Raw genomic sequence first — 18,527 nt, 5'->3', positions numbered from 1 at the left:
GGAGGGAACCCATGCCGATCGATATCCTGATGCCCGCCCTTTCTCCGACGATGGAAGAAGGCACGCTGTCCAAGTGGCTGAAAAACGAGGGCGACAAGGTCGTCTCCGGCGACGTGATCGCTGAAATCGAAACCGACAAGGCAACCATGGAAGTGGAAGCCGTCGATGAAGGCGTGATCGGCAAGCTGCTGATCGCCGCCGGCACCGAAAACGTCAAGGTCAACACGCCGATTGCAGTGCTCCTGCAGGAAGGCGATAGCGCCGATTCCATCGGCTTTGCGGCACCGAAGGCTGAAACTGTCTCCGAATCGGCTGGCGGCAAGGCATCAGATCCGGTCGAAGCGCCGGCGGCTGCCAAGGTTCCGGCAGCACCCAAGGCTGATGTTGCCAGCGACCCGGATATTCCGGCTGGTACCGAAATGGTGATGACGACGGTGCGTGAAGCGCTGCGCGATGCCATGGCGGAAGAAATGCGCCGTGACGCAGACGTTTTCGTCATGGGCGAGGAGGTTGCTGAATACCAGGGCGCATACAAGATCACTCAAGGGTTGCTTCAGGAATTCGGCGCCAACCGCGTTATCGATACGCCGATCACCGAACACGGCTTTGCCGGCGTTGGGGTTGGTGCGGCCATGGCGGGCCTGAAGCCCATCGTCGAGTTCATGACCTTCAACTTTGCCATGCAGGCGATTGACCACATCATTAACTCGGCGGCCAAGACGCTTTACATGTCCGGTGGCCAGATGGGCGCGCCCATGGTGTTTCGCGGTCCAAACGGTGCTGCCGCCCGCGTTGGTGCGCAGCACAGCCAGGATTACGCCGCCTGGTACAGCAGCATTCCGGGCCTCAAGGTCGTCATGCCTTATACGGCAGCCGACGCCAAGGGTCTCCTGAAGGCTGCCATTCGCGATCCGAACCCGGTTGTCTTCCTTGAGAACGAGATTCTCTATGGCCAGTCTTTCGAAGTGCCGAAGATGGACGATTTCGTCCTGCCGATTGGCAAGGCGCGCATCCACAAGACCGGCAAGGACGTCACCATCGTGTCCTGGAGCATCGGCATGACCTATGCGCTGAAGGCGATGGCGGAGCTCGAGAAGGACGGCATCGATGTCGAACTGATCGATTTGCGCACTATCCGCCCGATGGATCTTCCGGCGATTATCGCTTCGGTGAAGAAGACCGGTCGCCTTGTTACCATCGAGGAAGGTTACCCGCAGTCGTCGGTCGGCGATTTCATCGCCAATTGCGTGCAGCGCGAAGCCTTCGATTACCTCGATGCGCCGGTGCTGACGATTGCCGGCAAGGATGTGCCGATGCCTTATGCGGCCAACCTCGAAAAACTGGCTCTGCCGAATGTCGGCGAAGTCGTCCAGGCCGTCAAAGCTGTCTGCTACAAATAAGGGAAGGGCGGAAAGATGCCTATCAACATCACGATGCCCGCCCTATCTCCCACGATGGAAGAGGGCAACCTCGCCAAGTGGCTCGTCAAGGAAGGCGACAAGGTTAAGTCCGGCGATGTGATCGCCGAGATCGAGACCGACAAGGCCACCATGGAAGTCGAAGCCGTCGATGAGGGCACGGTCGCCAAGATCGTCGTTCCTGCCGGCACCGAAGGCGTCAAGGTCAATGCGCTGATCGCCATTCTTGCCGCTGAAGGCGAGGATGTCTCGGCAGCCGCTGCCGGCGGTGGCGCTCAGCCGGCAAAGGCGGAAGCCGCACCGGCCGCAAAGGCCGAGGCTGCGCCTGCGCCCTCGACCAAGGCGGAAGCTGCTCCAGTCGCGGCTCTGGCTGCCACGGGCGACCGCGTATTTTCATCGCCGCTTGCCCGCCGCGTTGCCAAGGAAGCCGGTGTGGATATCGCCAAGGTCTCCGGCTCCGGTCCGAAGGGTCGCGTCGTCAAGGCCGATGTGGAAAAGGCAGTTGCTGGCGGTTCCGCCAAGGCTGCGCCCGCATCCGCTCCGGTATCTGCGCCTGCCGCTGCTCCGACGATGGCAAAACCTGCCTCCGACGATGCCGTGCTCAAGCTGTTCGACCCGAGCTCCTACGAGCTCGTGCCGCATGACGGCATGCGCAAGACGATTGCCAAGCGTCTGGTGGAATCCAAGCAGACGATCCCGCATTTCTATGTGACGGTCGATTGCGAACTGGATGCGTTGCTCGCCCTTCGTGCGCAGCTGAACGATGCAGCGCCGCGCAAGGATGGGACACCGGCCTACAAGCTCTCGGTCAATGACATGGTCATCAAGGCCATGGCGCTTGCCCTGCGCGATGTGCCGGATGCCAATGTGTCCTGGACCGAAACCAATATGGTCAAGCACAAGCATGCGGACGTCGGCGTTGCCGTGTCGATCCCCGGCGGCCTGATCACGCCGATCATCCGCAAGGCCGAAACCAAGACCCTGTCTGCCATTTCGGCGGAAATGAAGGATCTTGGCAAGCGCGCCAAGGACCGCAAGCTGAAGCCGGAAGAGTACCAGGGCGGCACGACCGCCGTGTCCAACATGGGCATGATGGGCGTCAAGAACTTTTCCGCCGTCGTCAACCCGCCGCATGCCACCATTCTGGCGGTGGGCGCGGGCGAGGAACGGGTCGTGGTCAAAAACGGCGAGATGAAGATCGCCAATGTCATGTCCGTGACCCTGTCCACCGACCACCGCTGCGTTGATGGCGCGCTCGGGGCCGAACTGCTCGGCGCCTTCAAGCGCTACATCGAAAACCCGATGGGCATGCTGGTGTAATCTGGGAGCGGGCGATGAAATCCGTTCTCGCTTACGGCGACAGCCTGACCTGGGGATATGATCCTGTATCTCTTGGTCGGCATGACTATGAAGATCGCTGGACGAGCGTGCTTGGCCGCGCGCTCGGTTCATCGGTCAATCTGGTCACTGAGGGCCTGAATGGACGCACCACTGCCTATGACGATCATCTGGCGGATTGCGAGAGAAATGGCGCCAAGCTGCTGCCGAGCATTCTGGAGACGCATGCGCCTCTCGATCTCGTCATCATCATGCTTGGCACCAATGATCTGAAGCGAGGGCCGGCCGGGTCGGCCTTTGCTGCCGTGCGCGGCATGAAGCGGCTGGTGAACATCATTCGCTACCATGTCTGGGCAAGCGATTTCGATGCGCCGGATATACTTCTCGTATCACCGCCGCCGGTTTGCGAGACGGCGAATGCGCCGTTTGCGGCGATGTTTCGCGGCGCGCTGGAGGAATCGGCAATGCTGGCCAGCCTCTACCGGGACCTGGCCGATGAAACGGGTTGCGGCTTCTTCGATGCGGGCTCGGTGGCTGAAACAACGCCGCTCGATGGCATTCATCTGGATGCAGAGAATACGCGGGCGATCGGACGCGGGCTTGAGCCTGTCGTGCGCATGATGCTGGGACTTTGATCAACCGATAGACTTGGTTTGATCAGGGTCAAGGAGGAGAGGGAGCCGGTGGTTGTAACGTGATCGCATCATCCAAACGGAGGAACGATCATGTCGCACACACCCCATCACCTTGCAGAAGAGTTTCCGGACCAGCTGGTCCAGATGCGCCACCTGCGCGAGACGGACGGTCACTTTCACCGGCTTGCGGTGGAATATGAAGAGGTCAACCATCGCATCCATCGGGCCGAAACGAATATCGAGCCCTGCGATGACTTTCACATGGCGGATCTGCGCAAGCAGCGTCTGGCGGTGAAGGATGAAATACACGGGATGTTGGTGCGTGCGGAACCGGTTGCCTCCGAGGTTGAGGTCTAGGACCCGCAAGCTTCCACTCCCGCAACGATAAAAGTGAGACGGCAATTGCCGGTTACGCGATCTTATCAAGGAGTGGAAGCGTCCATGGCTCAGTCCTACGACATCATCATCATCGGCTCGGGTCCGGGCGGCTATGTCACGGCCATCCGGGCAGCGCAGCTTGGTCTGAAGACCGCCATCGTCGAGCGCGAGCATCTGGGCGGCATCTGCCTCAACTGGGGCTGCATCCCGACCAAGGCGCTGTTGCGCTCGGCGGAAGTTCTGGACAATGCCAACCATGCCAAAGCCTTCGGCCTGACGCTGATCGGCACCATGACGGCAGACGTCAAGGATGTCGTTGCACGCTCGCGCGGTGTCTCCGCGCGGCTGAACGGCGGCGTCGGCTTCCTGATGAAGAAGAACAAGATCGACGTGATCTGGGGCGAAGCGAAGCTGACCAAGCCCGGCGAGATTGTCGTTGGTGCAATGACGAAGCCGGTGGTCCTGCCGCAAAACCCCATTCCGAAGGGCGTGCTGGGCGAGGGCACCTATACGGCCAAGCATATCATCGTCGCCACCGGTGCGCGCCCGCGTGCGCTGCCCGGTATCGAGCCGGATGGCAAGCTGATCTGGACCTATTTTGAGGCCATGAAGCCGGATTTCATGCCGAAATCCATCGTCGTCATGGGGTCTGGCGCCATCGGCATTGAGTTTGCCTCTTTCTACCGCTCGATGGGTGTCGATGTAACGGTTGTCGAACTGATGGCCAATATCATGCCGGTGGAAGACGTGGAGATCTCCACCTTCGCTCGCAAGCAGCTGGAAAAGCGCGGGTTGAAGATCATCACCGAAGCCAAGGTGTCCAAGGTTGACAAGGGTGCGGATTCCATCACCGCCCATATCGAGACCAAGGATGGCAAGGTGCAGACGATCACGGCAGATCGCCTGATCTCGGCTGTCGGCGTGCAGGGCAATATCGAAAATCTCGGCCTGGAAGCGCTTGGCGTGAAGACCGATCGCGGCTGCATCGTCATCGACGGCTATGGCAAGACCAATGTGCCGGGCCTCTATGCGATTGGCGACGTGGCCGGTCCGCCGATGCTGGCCCATAAGGCCGAGCATGAGGGCGTGGTCTGCATCGAGAAGATCGCCGGTCTGCCGGGCGTGCATGCCATGGACAAGTCCAAGATTCCCGGCTGCACCTATTGCAATCCGCAGGTCGCGTCGGTGGGCCTCACCGAAGCCAAGGCGAAGGCGGAAGGCCGCGACATCCGTGTCGGCCGTTATTCCTTTGCCGCCAATGGCAAGGCAATCGCGCTGGGCGAAGACCAGGGCATGGTGAAGACGATCTTCGACAAGAAGACCGGCGAACTGATCGGCGCGCATATGGTGGGCGCCGAAGTGACCGAACTCATCCAGGGCTTCGTCATCGCCATGAACCTCGAAACCACCGAGGAAGAGCTGATGCACACGATTTTCCCGCATCCGACCCTGTCGGAAATGATGAAGGAAAGCGTGCTCGACGCCTATGGCAAGGTGCTCAACGCCTAGTCTGGACCATTGGGGCTTGCCCCTCACCCTAACCCTCTCCCCGCAATGCGGAGAGAGGGGACGAGACATGCGAAGCGTTTCCGCCTATGTCCTTCACCCCGCCTGCGGGGAGAAGTTGGCCGGCAGGTCGGATGAGGGGTAAGGCATCTCTGATGCCTGTTGTGGAAGGCGAGCATTGTGATTGGGTCCTTGAGGGACCATATGAGTGTCCGAACACGAAAGGACGGTCATGGAAGGCTTGGGATTTTTTGGTACAATCATCATCGGCGGTCTCGCCGGCTGGTTGGCTGGCATGTTGATGGATCTGCGTTTCGGCGTCTTCATGAACATCGTTATCGGCGTGGTGGGTGCCGCTCTTGCGGGTGCCATTCTGCAGCGGGCCGGGATATGGGTTGAGCCGGGTATCTGGGGCGGTCTCGTCAGCGGTTTCCTCGGTGCCTGCGCTCTGCTATTTGTCGCAAAACTCGTAAGACGCTAACCCGCGCAAGCGGACAGGAAAGCAGCAAGTCATGGTCACAATTCTCGATCGGATGTCTTCGCCGGACGATGCCAAGCGCATTCGCCATCCGGAAAAGGCCCACAAGCCCGATACGGAAGTGATGCGCAAGCCTGAATGGATCCGCGTCAAGGCGCCGACCTCCAAGGGCTATGCCGAAACGCGTTCGATCGTGAAGGAGCATAAGCTCGTCACGGTCTGCGAAGAGGCTGGCTGCCCCAATATCGGCGAGTGCTGGGACAAGAAGCACGCGACCTTCATGATTATGGGCGAGATCTGTACGCGCGCCTGCGCCTTCTGCAATGTCTCAACCGGCAAACCGAATGCACTGGATGAACACGAGCCGGAGAATGTCGCCAAGGCTGTCAAGCAGATGGGCCTGTCGCATGTCGTGATTACCTCGGTTGATCGTGACGATCTGGCCGATGGAGGGGCTGAGCATTTCGAAAAGGTGATCTGGGCAATCCGGGCCGCATCGCCGCTGACCACCATCGAGATCCTGACGCCGGACTTTCTGAAAAAACCGGGTGCTCTGGAGCGTGTCGTGGCGGCCAAGCCCGACGTATTCAATCACAATATGGAAACCGTGCCCGGCAACTATCTGACGGTACGCCCCGGCGCGCGTTATTTCCATTCGGTGCGTCTGTTGCAGCGGGTCAAGGAGCTTGATCCGACCATGTTCACCAAGTCCGGCATCATGGTCGGCCTTGGCGAGGAGCGTAATGAAGTGCTGCAACTGATGGACGATTTGCGCACCGCAGATGTCGATTTCCTGACCATCGGTCAGTATCTGCAGCCGACGCGCAAGCATCACAAGGTGATGAGTTTCGTTACGCCTGAAGAATTCAAGTCCTATGAAACGGTTGCCTATACCAAGGGTTTTCTGATGGTGGCATCGAGCCCGCTGACACGCTCCTCGCATCACGCCGGTGACGATTTTGCCCGGTTGCGGGCGGCGCGCGAAAAGAAGGTACTGGCGGCTGCGGAATAATTCTCAGCGGTTGATGACTTCACCGCGCTTGCGTTCGCGCAGCACCAGCCGGTGGCAGCGTGCCTCGTCTTTTGCCATTTCAATCAGATAGGTCAGCATTGACAGCTGATTCATGTCGGCGAGCTGGCGGGCGGATTCAAGCATCCGCATGAGCTGGGTAAAGTCATCCATCGTTCGCGCCGCTCGACTTCCCTTGTTTGTATCTGCCATAGCATCATCTACGCCGTGTCGTGGTTTCGAAGGTGTGTCTGTCTATCTCGTCATCTCAATTCTTGGCGACAAAGGTTAAATTCATATTAGTGGATTTGATCTTGCTAAAGCGAATGCGCCAAGGGAGCGACACTCGGTATAACTGTCTCTTGCCATTTCGGGTTTGCGCGATTAGCTCAGGGTCATGCCTAAGTTCGAAAACCATCGCCCCGTCCGGCACTCCGCAGAAGACATGTTTGCTCTGGTTGCGGATGTCGATAGATACCCAGAATTCCTGCCGCTCTGCGAAGCGTTGAACGTGCGTTCGCGCAAGGAGCGCGACGGCAAGACGCTGCTGGTGGCCGACATGACTGTTGGCTACAAGGCAATCCGGGAAACATTCACGACCCAGGTTCTGCTTAATCCGGCAGAGCTGACGATCGATGTGAAATACATCGAGGGGCCGTTCAAGTACCTCGATAATCGCTGGAAATTCCAGCCGGCTGAAAGCGGCAGCATTGTCGATTTCTACATCGATTACGAGTTCAAGAGCCGCATTCTCGGCGCCGTGATGGGCTCGATGTTCGACCGCGCCTTCCGCATGTTTGCCGAAGCCTTCGAAGCGCGCGCCGACAAGATTTACGCCTGAGAAAGCTCCAGCAGCATGTCGAGCGCCGTCTCGACCGTTGCCATGCGCACGCCGTCGCGACCGAGCTCGCCGTAGCTCATCTGCCGATGCATCAGCCGTCCGTCTTTGCTGATGGCTGCAAGGTGGACGAGACCGACCGGCTTTTCCACCGATCCGCCGCCAGGTCCGGCAATGCCGGTCACCGCAATGGCAAGGTTTGCGCGTGAGCGTATAAGTGCGCCGCGCGCCATTTGCAGCGCCGTCTCGCGCGAGACGGCGCCATGCTTGGCGAGAACAGAGGCCTCCACGCCGATCATCTGTTGCTTGGCCTCGTTGCTATAGGTGACGAAGCCGCGATCGACGACGGCCGAGGAGCCGCTGATATCGGTCAGCGCAGCGGCAATCAGCCCGCCGGTGCAGGATTCAGCGGTGGCCAGCATCATGCCGCGGCTGCGGCAGGCGGCGATCAGCCGTGCGGCCTTGTCCTCGGTCGAGCGCGAAAACAGGCTCATGGCTTCAGCATTCCATAGATGACGGTGGCCGTTGCGATGGCGGCAATGCCTTCCTTGCGCCCGATAAAGCCGATCTTTTCGTTGGTGGTGGCCTTGACCGAGCAGCGATCGAGCGCGATGCCGAGAATGTCTGCCATGTTCTGGCGCATGGCATCGCGATGCGGGGCAATCTTCGGCACTTCGGCAATCAGCGAAATATCGGCATTGGTGATGATACCGCCACGGGCGCGGACGATCTCTGCCGCATGGGCAAGGAAAATGCGCGAGGCAGCACCCTTCCATTGCGGATCGGTCGGCGGGAAGTGATCGCCGATATCGCCGGCGCCACAGGTGGCCAGCAGCGCATCGGTCAGCGCATGCAGCGCCACATCGGCATCCGAATGACCGCTCAGCCTCTGGTCATGCGGCATGAAGACGCCGCAGAGTGTGACGCCATCGCCTGGCACCAGCTGATGCACGTCATAGCCATTTCCGGTGCGCACATCCGGCAGCGCCTGGTTCAGTTTTTCGTCCGCCATGGTGATGTCCCGTCCGATGGTAAGCTTGATATTGTCAGGTGACCCCTGGACCAGGTGGACAGGAATACCCGCCCATTCGGCAATTGAGGCGTCATCGGTAAAGTCATGATGGCCAAGGTCTACGGCCTTTTCATGGGCCGCCAGGATGGCGGTGAAGGCAAAGCTCTGCGGCGTCTGTGCCGCATAGAGCCCGGCACGCGATACGGTTGCCTCCACGGTACCATCGGCGCTGGCACGCTTCAGCGTGTCGGTGACCGCCATGGCGGGAAGCACTGCGTCATGGCCTTCTTTGAATGCATCCGCAATCCGGTCGAGAAGGGCGTGATCGATAAAGGGGCGTGCCGCATCATGGATCATCACATGTGTGAGACCTTCGGCCTCCAGCGCCTTTAGCCCGGCAAGCACCGATTGTTGGCGGCTGGCGCCCCCGAATGTGGTGCGGATTGACTGGCTCATATCCAGCCCGTCCACGGCGGCGTCAAACAGGGCTCTGTCGTCCGGGTGGATGACGGTGACGACCGGTCCGCAGCAGCGCCAGCCGAGAAACGGGCGCAGCGTATGGCGGATCACCGGCTCGCCACCGATCAGGCGATATTGTTTCGGGCCGTCCTGTGGAGAGCCTGCGCGTTCCCCCCGTCCTGCCGCCACGATAATGATGCCGATCTTCATGAAACTGCCTGTGAGAACTGCTGGATCGATTTGTTTGATATAAGGAATTGACACTGGAGGACTATAGACTCAAAACCGCCATTTCCAGCGCATCGCCTAGAAATATCGCAGGCAGGGAATAGCACTTGGCAAACGCCGAAAGACTGAATAAAAATAGGGCAGAAATCCCGTGTGCCCGAAAGATCATCAATTGAGTCTCATTGATCTCGCATCGCCATTTTCCGTCGGGCCTGTCGCTATCCGCAACAGAATTGTGCTTGCGCCGATGTCCGGCGTGACGGATCTGCCGTTTCGCCAGCTGGCCTGGCGCTATGGTGCGGGGCTGGTCGTGACCGAGATGGTGGCAAGCCGCGAGCTGGCGCACAACAAGGGCGAATCCTGGGAGCGGCTGAAGGGCACCGGCATTCGTCCGCATATGGTCCAGCTTGCCGGCCGTGAGGCCTATTGGATGGGCGAGGCGGCACGTATCGTTGAAGCCAATGGCGCCGATATCATCGACATCAACATGGGTTGCCCGGCCAAGAAGGTGACGGGTGGCTATTCGGGCTCGGCGCTGATGCGCGATCCAGACCATGCGCTGTCGCTGGTCGAGGCCGTGGTTGCCGCCGTCAACGTGCCCGTCACGGTGAAGATGCGGCTTGGCTGGGACGAAAATTCGCTCAACGCGCCGCTGATTGCAAGGCGGGCCGAAGAGGCGGGCGTCCGGATGATTACCGTGCATGGTCGCACCCGCATGCAGTTTTACGAGGGTCGCGCCGATTGGGACGCCATAAGGCCGGTGCGCGAGGTTCTGACCGTTCCGCTGATTGCCAATGGCGACGTCGAGACGGCCGAAGATGCGAACGAGATCCTCAAGCGCTCCGGAGCTGATGCCGTGATGCTTGGCCGTGGCGCGCAGGGGCGCCCCTGGCATCCCGGTGTTCTGGCGGGCCATGCTATGCCGGCTGCGGATGAGCGCGCGGCTGTCGCCTGCGAGCATTACGAGATGATGCTGTCATTTTATGGCCGCGAGGCCGGCCTGCGCCACGCCCGCAAGCATGTGGGCTGGTATCTGGATCGTTGTGCGCCGGAAACGCCGGTGGAGGTGAAGGCTGCCTTGATGACTGAAAAGAATGCCGACGTGGTTCTCCGCGTCCTTGGTGAGCAATTGTCCGGCAGCTCCGGTACCCTATGCAAGGAGGCTGCATGAGCAAGAATTCGCAGGATGCCGGCACGGCCAATGTACTGGCCATGGCGGTTCTCAATTCCGTCCAGAACCCGGTCATCCTCGTCGACGAGGTCGGGCGCATCGCCTTCGCCAATTGGGAAGCGGAGGCGTTTTTCGGCGCCAGCGCCTCGCATCTGGCGCGCAACAAGATCTCGACCTTCATCCCCTTTGGAAGTCCGCTTCTGGCACTGATCGATCAGGTCCGCGAGCGCCGGGCCCCGGTTAATGAATACCGCGTTGACCTGTCATCGCCGCGCCTGGGTCAGGACAAGCTGGTTGACCTCTATGTGGCGCCGGTCGTCAGCGAGCCCGGCTCTGTGGTGGTTGTCTTCCAGGAACGCTCGATGGCCGACAAGATCGACCGCCAACTGACCCATCGTGCAGCGGCCCGCTCGGTGACGGGCCTTGCCTCGATGCTGGCACATGAGATCAAGAATCCACTATCGGGCATCAGGGGTGCGGCGCAATTGCTGGAAAGCTCGGTGCCGGATGAAGACCGGGCGCTGACGCGCCTCATCTGCGACGAAACCGACCGCATCGTGTCGTTGGTCGATCGAATGGAGGTGTTTTCCGATGAGCGCCCGGTCGATCGCCTGCCGCTCAACATTCATTCTGTGCTTGATCATGTGAAGGCAATCGCCAAGGCCGGCTTTGCCCGCGATATCAAGATTGCCGAGAATTACGATCCCTCGCTGCCGCCGGTCTATGCCAATCGTGACCAACTGGTTCAGGTCTTCCTCAACCTGATCAAGAATGCGGCGGAAGCCATCGGCGACCAGCAGGATGGCGAAATCATGCTGACCACGGCCTATCGCCCCGGCATTCGCCTGTCGGTGGCCGGTACCCGCGAGAAAATCTCGCTGCCGCTGGAATTTTGCGTCATCGACAATGGCCCCGGCGTCCCCAGCGATCTGGTGCCGCATCTGTTTGACCCCTTCATCACCACCAAGACCAATGGTTCGGGCCTGGGACTGGCGCTGGTGGCCAAGATCATCGGCGCCCATGGTGGCATTGTCGAATGCGACAGCCAGGCGCGCCGCACCATTTTCCGCGTATTGATGCCCATGCACAAGGAAGAGGGCCTCGCCGATGAAGGCCGCACCTTGAACACGACAGGAAGCTATAAATGACTGCTACGATCCTTGTCGCCGACGACGACGCCGCCATCCGCACCGTGCTCAACCAGGCCCTGACGCGGGCCGGTTACGATGTGCGCATCACCTCGAATGCCGCCACGCTATGGCGCTGGATTTCCGCCGGCGAGGGCGACCTCGTGGTGACCGATGTGGTAATGCCGGACGAGAACGCCTTCGACCTTCTGCCGCGCATCAAGAAGGCGCGGCCCGAGCTGCCGGTTCTGGTTATGAGCGCCCAGAATACGTTCATGACGGCCATCAAGGCCTCTGAAAAGGGCGCTTATGACTATCTACCAAAGCCCTTCGATCTGACGGAACTGATCGCCATCATCGGCCGGGCGCTGTCGGAACCGAAGCGTCGGCCGGCCAAGCTCGATGATGATACGCAGGATGGCATGCCGCTGGTCGGCCGCTCGGCCGCCATGCAGGAAATCTACCGGGTTCTCGCCCGCCTGATGCAGACAGATTTGACGCTGATGATTACCGGCGAATCGGGCACCGGCAAGGAACTCGTCGCACGTGCGCTGCATGACTACGGCAAGCGCCGCAATGGCCCCTTCGTTGCCATCAACATGGCCGCCATTCCGCGCGACCTGATCGAATCAGAACTGTTCGGCCACGAAAAGGGCGCGTTCACTGGCGCGCAGAATCGCTCGACCGGCCGTTTCGAGCAGGCCGAGGGCGGCACGCTTTTCCTTGATGAAATCGGCGACATGCCGATGGATGCCCAGACGCGTCTTTTGCGCGTGCTGCAGCAGGGAGAATACACGACGGTTGGCGGGCGCACGCCAATCCGCACCGATGTGCGCATCGTGGCTGCTACCAACAAGGATTTGAAACAGCTGATCAACCAGGGCCTGTTCCGTGAGGACCTGTATTACCGGCTGAACGTGGTGCCCCTGCGCCTGCCGCCGCTGCGCGACCGCGCCGAAGACATTGCCGATCTGGTGCGCCACTTCATGCAACTGGGTGAAAAGGAAGGTCTCGACGCCAAGCGCTTTGACAGCGAAGCGCTGGAAATCATGAAGGGCTATGCCTGGCCTGGCAATGTGCGCGAGCTGGAAAACCTCGTGCGCCGTCTGATGGCGCTTTATCCACAGGAAGTCATCACCCGCGAGATCATGGATTCCGAGCTGCGTTCGGATGTGCCGGACAGCCCAATCGACAAGATGGGCGCCCGCACCGGCAATCTCACCATCGCCCAGGCGGTGGAGGAGAATATGCGCAGTTATTTCTCCAGTTTTGGCGAGGCGCTGCCTCCGCCCGGCCTTTATGACCGGGTACTGACCGAGATGGAATATCCGCTGATACTGGCCGCATTGACCGCCACACGCGGTAACCAGATCAAGGCTGCCGACCTGCTTGGACTCAACCGCAATACCCTTCGCAAGAAGATCCGGGAACTTGGCGTTTCCGTCTATCGCAGCTCCCGCAGCGCCTGACCGAGTTTGCTTGACAAGCATCGTCACATCGTTGCATTTTCGCCACAATGCGTTGCTCAATAGTCACGCAGATGTCGATGGGCGGTAACGTGCGAAGTGTCGGCCGGTTCCTGGCCACGCAACGTGTTTGCGCTGTTTCTGCATTTTTCGGATAACGCAGTGTCTCCGCCAAACGGGGACGGGAGAGAAATTGCATGACAGATGGCTTGCCGGCAAATGCTGGCCCGGCAAAAGCTGGCGATGAGCAGGCGCTGTCGTCCCAGGATCGCCGGGCATCCTTTGCCCTGCCGGGATTGCTGCTTGCGGGCGGCGCGCTTCTATGCGCCATCCTGACGCTTTTCGTGCTCTTGGGGCTGATGCCGATTGCGCCGACGACGAATGTCGTCATCGCATCCGCAGTTCTCAATGCGCTCTTCGTCCTTGGGTTGTTTTATCTCATCGGCCGGGAAGTCGGACGGTTGGTCAAGGCGCGCAACCGCGGTCGTGCGGCGGCCCGCCTACATGTGCGAATCGTCGTTCTGTTTTCCATCGTTGCAATCACGCCGGCCGTGCTTGTGGCAATCTTTGCCAGCCTGACGCTGAATGTCGGCCTTGACCGCTGGTTCTCGCTGCGCACCCAGTCCATCGTCCAGTCATCGCTCGATGTGGCGCAGGCCTATATGCTGGAAAACGCCAGCTATCTGCAGGGCCAGACCGTCTCCATGGCCAATGACCTGGAGCGCAATCGCGCCACATTCTATCTCGACAGGACCGGTTTCGTCGATCTGATGACGCGCCAGGCGCGCGGTCGCGGCATGCTGGGTGCTTTCCTTGTGCGCGAAGATGGCGCTGCCATCGCCCAGGCTGATATCAAGACGGAACGCCCGCTGCCGGCAGTGCCGCAGGATGCGCTGGCAAGTTCGGCTGCCGGCCAGCCGACCCTCATTCCGCCCGGCATTACCAATCTGGTCGGCGCGATCATAAAGCTCGATGCGCTGCCCGGCTCGTTTCTCTACACAATCCGTGCCGTTGACCCGAAGGTCATGGCGGCCATGCGACTGATGGAGGACAACCGCGCCGAATACCAGGCGATGGAAGCTGGTCGCATGAGCCTTCAGGTGGCGTTTGCAGTCATCTATCTCGGTTTCGCGCTGATCGTGCTGCTTGCCGCCATCTGGACGGCGATTGCCGTCGCAGACCGGATCGTGCGGCCAATCCGCCTGTTGATTTCTGCCGCCGACAATGTTGCGACCGGCAATCTTGATGTCGTGGTGCCGGTGCGCGCTGCCGATGGTGACGTTGGCAATCTGTCACGCACTTTCAACAAGATGATTTCGCAGATCCGCAGCCAGCGCGATGAGATCCTGGAGGCAAAGGATGAGGTGGATGACCGCCGCCGCTTCATAGAGGCCGTGCTGTCGGGCGTCACCGCTGCCGTGATTGGCGTGGAAGAGGATCATCGCATCTCGATCGTCAATCCGTCGGCGGAAGACTTTCTGGGGCTTTCGGCCACGCAATTGCTTGGAGAGCGTCTGTTTGACGTGGCGCCTGAGATCGATCAGGTGCTGAAGGAGGCAACGGGGCGCGCCCGCAGCGATTTCCGCAAGGAGGTCAACCTGATGCGTGGTGGCAAGGAGCGCACGCTCTCCGTGCAGGTGACACGGGAAGAACAGCGCAATACGGCGGATTCCTATGTCATCACGCTGGATGATATTACCGATCTGGTCATTGCCCAGCGCTCCACCGCCTGGGCGGATGTGGCCCGCCGCATTGCCCATGAGATCAAGAACCCGCTGACACCGATCCAGCTGTCTGCCGAGCGGCTGAAGCGTCGTTATGGCAAGCAGATCGATGAGAGCGACCGCGCCGTCTTTGACCAGTGCACCGATACCATTGTGCGCCAGGTCGGCGATATCGGCCGCATGGTGGATGAGTTTTCCTCCTTTGCCCGCATGCCAAAGCCCGCCAAGGAATATGCCGATCTGCGTGATATCCTGCGCGATGCGATTTTCCTGCGGGAAATGGGCACGAGCCATGTGACCTTCTCCCGTGAACTGGGTGACCAGCCGTTGCAGGGGCTGTTTGACGCGCGCATGCTCGGGCAAGCGTTCGGCAATCTCATCAAGAATGCGGTAGAAGCGATCGAGGCCGTGCCAAGCGAAGAGGAGCGGGATGGCCGAAGGGTCATGGTCCGCGCGCTTTTCGATGCGGCACGCGACCAGTTCCGTGTCGATATCATCGATAATGGCAATGGGCTTCCGGTGGAAAACCGCCACCGTATTCTGGAACCCTACATGACGATGCGCGACAAGGGCACAGGGCTTGGTCTCGCCATCGTGAAGAAGATTATTGAAGAACATGGCGGGCAGCTCGAACTGCATGATGCACCCGCCGATTTTGATCATGGCAAGGGCGCGATGATCCGGGTGATCCTGCCGCATCCACAGGCAGTGAACGCAACGGTAACGGGCTCGAAGACCGAAATTGACAAGGAAGTGGCCTATGGCGTCTGATATTCTGGTCGTCGATGACGAAGCCGACATTCGCGACATCGTCTCGGGAATTTTGTCCGATGAAGGTCATGAAACGCGTGTGGCGCATGACAGCGACAGTGCACTCGCGGCCATTTCCGATCGCGTGCCGCGGCTTGTATTTCTGGATATCTGGATGCAGGGCAGCAAGCTTGACGGGCTTGCACTTCTGGATGAGCTCAAGTTGCGTCATCCGGACTTGCCGGTCGTGATGATATCCGGTCATGGAAATGTCGAAACAGCAGTCTCGGCCATCAAGCGCGGCGCTTTCGATTTTATCGAAAAGCCGTTCAAGGCCGATCGCCTGATTCTGATCGCCGAACGTGCGCTGGAAAATTCCAAGCTGAAGCGCGAAGTGACGGAGCTGAAAAAGCGTGCCGGTGACAGCTCCGATCTGGTTGGCACATCGGTTGCCGTGTCGCAGTTGCGCCAGACCATCGACAAAGTGTCGCCGACCAACAGCCGCATCATGATTCTCGGCCCTTCCGGTTCCGGCAAGGAACTGGTGGCACGCATGATCCACAAGAAGTCGGCGCGTGTCGGCGGCCCCTTCGTGGCGCTGAATTCGGCCACCATCACGCCGGACCGCATGGAAGTGGCACTCTTCGGCACGGAAGGCGGTCCCGGCCAGCCGCGCAAGATCGGCGCTCTGGAAGAGGCCCATCGCGGCATTCTCTATCTCGATGAAGTGGGCGAAATGCCCCGCGAGACCCAGAACAAGATCCTGCGCGTTCTGGTCGATCAGCAGTTCGAGCGGGTCGGCGGTAACAAGCGGGTGAAGGTCGATGTGCGCATCATCTCGTCCACTGCCTACAATCTCGAAGGCCTGATTGCCGAAGGGATCTTCCGCGAGGATCTCTACCACCGGCTGGCTGTCGTGCCGATCAAGGTGCCGGCGGTGGCCGAACGGCGCGAGGATATTCCGTTCCTCGTTGATATGTTCATGCGCCAGATTTCCGAGCAGGCCGGTATAAGACCGCGCAAGATCGGCGATGATGCCATGGCGGTGCTGCAGTCCCATGATTGGCCGGGCAATATCCGCCAGCTGCGCAACAATATCGAGCGGCTGATGATTCTCGCCCGCACTGACGGTCCCGATACCGCAATTTCCGCCGACATGCTGCCACCGGATCTAGGCGACATGCTGCCGAAAGTATCCGGCAAGGGCGACCATCACATCATGACTCTACCCCTGCGCGAGGCTCGCGAAATGTTCGAGCGCGATTATCTGGTGGCGCAGATCAATCGATTCGGCGGCAATATCTCCCGCACGGCGGAATTTGTCGGCATGGAGCGTTCGGCCCTTCACCGCAAGCTGAAGTCGCTCGGCGTCTGATCCGCGCAGCCAGGCGCCATCCACAGGCTTCGGCCGGAAAAGGCATGTCATGAAGGTCATTATTTGCGGTGCGGGGCAGGTGGGTTACGGCATTGCCGAGCGCCTGTCGCAGGAAGACAACGACGTTTCCGTCATCGACACCTCGGCCTCGCTGATCAATGTGATCACCGAGACGCTCGACGTGCGCGGTTATGTCGGCCATGGCGCGCATCCGGATGTTCTCGCCAAGGCCGGCGCTGAGCAGGCGGACATGATCATTGCCGTCACCCTCTATGACGAGGTGAATATCGTTGCCTGCGAGGTGGCGCATGCGCTGTTCAGCGTGCCAACGAAGATCGCCCGAATCCGCGCCCAGAACTATCTGATGCCGGAATATGCCGATCTGTTCAGCAGCAAGAACATGTCGATCGACGTGACAATCTCGCCGGAAATAGAAGTCGGCAAGATGGTGCTGCGGCGCATTTCGTTTCCGGGCGCAACCGATGTTGTGCGCTTTGCCGATGACAATATCGCGATGGTGGCCATTGAATGCGCAGATGACTGCCCGGTCATTAATACGCCTCTCGAACAGCTCAGCCAGTTGTTCCCAGACCTTCTGGCAACGGTGGTCGGTATTCACCGGCAGGGCCGGATCTTCGTGCCGCGCTCGGCAGACCAGTTGCAGTCGGGCGACCTTGCCTATGTGATCTGCCAGCGTGATCATACGCGCCGCACACTTGGCCTGTTTGGCCATGAGGATCAGGAGGCTGGCCGCATCGTCATCGCTGGCGCCGGCAATATCGGTTACTATGTGGCACGCCGGATCGAGGAGATGCAGCCGAAGACGCGCATCAAGATCATCGAGAGCGACCGGGAGAGGGCGCTTGCCGTTTCCGAGAAACTGAACCATGCGGTGGTGCTGCATGGTTCCTCGCTCGAAAAGAGCATTCTGCAGCAGGCCGATATTCAGGATGCCGACCTGATTGTGACGCTGACCAACAATGACCAGGCCAATATCCTCACCGCCGTGATGGCCAAGGCGCTTGGCTGCAAGTCGAACCTTGTTCTCATCAATTCCTCGTCGCTCGGCGAGGTTACCAATTCCCTCAATATCGATTCGCTGATCAATCCGCGTGCGGTGACGATTTCGCGCGTACTGCAGCATGTGCGAAAGGGCCGTATCCGTTCCGTCTACGCGGTGCAGAATGGTGCTGCCGAAGTGATCGAGGCCGAGGCGCTGGAAACCTCGCCACTGGTCGGCCGGCCATTTCGCGAGCTTGATCTGCCTCAGGGTATCCGCATTGGCGCAATCTACCGCAACGGGGCTGTCATGCGCCCGAATGGCGATACGAAGATCAAGGCGAAGGACCGCGTCGTTCTGTTCTCCACCTCGCAATCGGTGAAGGATGTGGAGCAATTGTTCCGCGTTTCGATCCAGTATTTTTGAGTCTGGCGGCAGTCTGGTCAAGCGGCGCGCATTTTTGAAAATAACTCTGTGGATGAATCGACAGCCGGATATGCATTCGATGCATCGCTTCGGACCGATCGGTTCGATTGCTATGCGTTAAAAGCGTTTTGAATCCTCTGCAAACTCGTGCAAACAAGGATTTCCGCCATGATTTGGGCCGCGCTATTC

17 protein-coding genes are annotated in these 18,527 nt (G+C 59.8%); 14 read left to right on the top strand and 3 right to left on the bottom strand.

The window, feature by feature from the left end; translation table 11 throughout:
* The first annotated feature begins 11 nt into the window (after positions 1–11).
* The 7 genes from E8M77_RS01770 (at position 12) to lipA (ending at position 6,765) form a co-directional block, all read left to right on the top strand.
* Positions 12–1,400, top strand: coding sequence for a pyruvate dehydrogenase complex E1 component subunit beta (locus E8M77_RS01770; RefSeq protein WP_137128895.1), 1,389 nt, complete (start codon positions 12–14; stop codon positions 1,398–1,400).
* Positions 1,401–1,415: 15 nt separating this feature from the next.
* Positions 1,416–2,738: a pyruvate dehydrogenase complex dihydrolipoamide acetyltransferase gene (locus E8M77_RS01765; protein ID WP_137128894.1), complete on the top strand. Its 1,323-nt coding sequence runs from the start codon at positions 1,416–1,418 to the stop codon at positions 2,736–2,738.
* Between the two features lie 14 nt (positions 2,739–2,752).
* Positions 2,753–3,391 (top strand): SGNH/GDSL hydrolase family protein, encoded by a 639-nt coding sequence (locus tag E8M77_RS01760; protein WP_137128893.1) that lies wholly within the window; start codon positions 2,753–2,755, stop codon positions 3,389–3,391.
* Between the two features lie 90 nt (positions 3,392–3,481).
* Positions 3,482–3,748 carry a YdcH family protein gene (locus tag E8M77_RS01755; protein WP_137128892.1) on the top strand — a complete coding sequence of 89 codons (267 nt, stop codon included), beginning with the start codon at positions 3,482–3,484 and terminating at the stop codon, positions 3,746–3,748.
* Between the two features lie 84 nt (positions 3,749–3,832).
* Positions 3,833–5,278 (top strand): dihydrolipoyl dehydrogenase, encoded by a 1,446-nt coding sequence (gene lpdA, locus E8M77_RS01750; RefSeq protein ID WP_137128891.1) that lies wholly within the window; start codon positions 3,833–3,835, stop codon positions 5,276–5,278.
* A 229-nt stretch (positions 5,279–5,507) separates the two neighbouring features.
* Positions 5,508–5,756 (top strand): GlsB/YeaQ/YmgE family stress response membrane protein, encoded by a 249-nt coding sequence (locus E8M77_RS01745; RefSeq protein ID WP_137128918.1) that lies wholly within the window; start codon positions 5,508–5,510, stop codon positions 5,754–5,756.
* 31 nt (positions 5,757–5,787) lie between these two features.
* Positions 5,788–6,765 carry a lipoyl synthase gene (lipA, locus tag E8M77_RS01740; protein WP_137128890.1) on the top strand — a complete coding sequence of 326 codons (978 nt, stop codon included), beginning with the start codon at positions 5,788–5,790 and terminating at the stop codon, positions 6,763–6,765.
* Between the two features lie 3 nt (positions 6,766–6,768).
* Here the strand turns inward: lipA and E8M77_RS23800 are convergent, their stop codons facing one another.
* Complete coding sequence (locus E8M77_RS23800; RefSeq protein ID WP_170975701.1) at positions 6,769–6,975, bottom strand: hypothetical protein; 207 nt, start codon at positions 6,973–6,975, stop codon at positions 6,769–6,771.
* A 184-nt stretch (positions 6,976–7,159) separates the two neighbouring features.
* Between E8M77_RS23800 and E8M77_RS01735 the strand changes: the two genes are divergently transcribed.
* Positions 7,160–7,603, top strand: coding sequence for a type II toxin-antitoxin system RatA family toxin (locus tag E8M77_RS01735; protein WP_137128889.1), 444 nt, complete (start codon positions 7,160–7,162; stop codon positions 7,601–7,603).
* Here E8M77_RS01735 and E8M77_RS01730 read toward each other — a convergent pair.
* Together E8M77_RS01730 and E8M77_RS01725 are read right to left on the bottom strand one after the other, a co-directional pair.
* On the bottom strand, positions 7,594–8,094 hold the full coding sequence (locus E8M77_RS01730; RefSeq protein WP_137128888.1) for a CinA family protein: 501 nt from the start codon (positions 8,092–8,094) through the stop codon (positions 7,594–7,596). The genes E8M77_RS01735 and E8M77_RS01730 overlap by 10 nt on opposite strands.
* The gene (locus E8M77_RS01725) at positions 8,091–9,281 is read right to left on the bottom strand and encodes a bifunctional 2-C-methyl-D-erythritol 4-phosphate cytidylyltransferase/2-C-methyl-D-erythritol 2,4-cyclodiphosphate synthase (protein WP_137128887.1); all 1,191 of its coding nucleotides are present in this window, start codon (positions 9,279–9,281) and stop codon (positions 8,091–8,093) included. Before E8M77_RS01725 ends, E8M77_RS01730 begins: the two co-directional genes overlap by 4 nt.
* Before the next feature lie 169 nt (positions 9,282–9,450).
* On the opposite strand from E8M77_RS01725, the gene dusB reads away from it, so the two are divergent.
* The 6 genes from dusB to trkA all read left to right on the top strand — a co-directional run bounded on the left by dusB (position 9,451) and on the right by trkA (position 18,338).
* Entirely contained in the window at positions 9,451–10,470 is a 1,020-nt protein-coding gene (dusB, locus tag E8M77_RS01720) for a tRNA dihydrouridine synthase DusB (RefSeq protein ID WP_170975707.1), read from the top strand.
* A complete protein-coding gene (locus E8M77_RS01715; protein ID WP_137128885.1) occupies positions 10,467–11,618 on the top strand; it encodes a nitrogen regulation protein NR(II) in 1,152 nt (383 codons plus the stop codon). The genes dusB and E8M77_RS01715 overlap by 4 nt, the downstream gene beginning before the upstream one ends.
* Entirely contained in the window at positions 11,615–13,066 is a 1,452-nt protein-coding gene (gene ntrC, locus E8M77_RS01710) for a nitrogen regulation protein NR(I) (RefSeq protein ID WP_137128884.1), read from the top strand. Before E8M77_RS01715 ends, ntrC begins: the two co-directional genes overlap by 4 nt.
* A 194-nt stretch (positions 13,067–13,260) precedes the next feature.
* Positions 13,261–15,558 (top strand): PAS domain-containing sensor histidine kinase, encoded by a 2,298-nt coding sequence (locus tag E8M77_RS01705; protein ID WP_137128883.1) that lies wholly within the window; start codon positions 13,261–13,263, stop codon positions 15,556–15,558.
* Positions 15,548–16,912: a sigma-54 dependent transcriptional regulator gene (locus E8M77_RS01700; protein WP_137128882.1), complete on the top strand. Its 1,365-nt coding sequence runs from the start codon at positions 15,548–15,550 to the stop codon at positions 16,910–16,912. The genes E8M77_RS01705 and E8M77_RS01700 overlap by 11 nt, the downstream gene beginning before the upstream one ends.
* 49 nt (positions 16,913–16,961) lie before the next feature.
* Entirely contained in the window at positions 16,962–18,338 is a 1,377-nt protein-coding gene (trkA, locus tag E8M77_RS01695; RefSeq protein WP_137128881.1) for a Trk system potassium transporter TrkA, read from the top strand.
* Positions 18,339–18,527 lie beyond the last annotated feature (189 nt).

This window comes from Rhizobium sp. FY34 (assembly GCF_005222845.1).
Classification (GTDB): domain Bacteria; phylum Pseudomonadota; class Alphaproteobacteria; order Rhizobiales; family Rhizobiaceae; genus Neorhizobium.
This window is presented reverse-complemented; position numbering and strand designations above follow the sequence as displayed.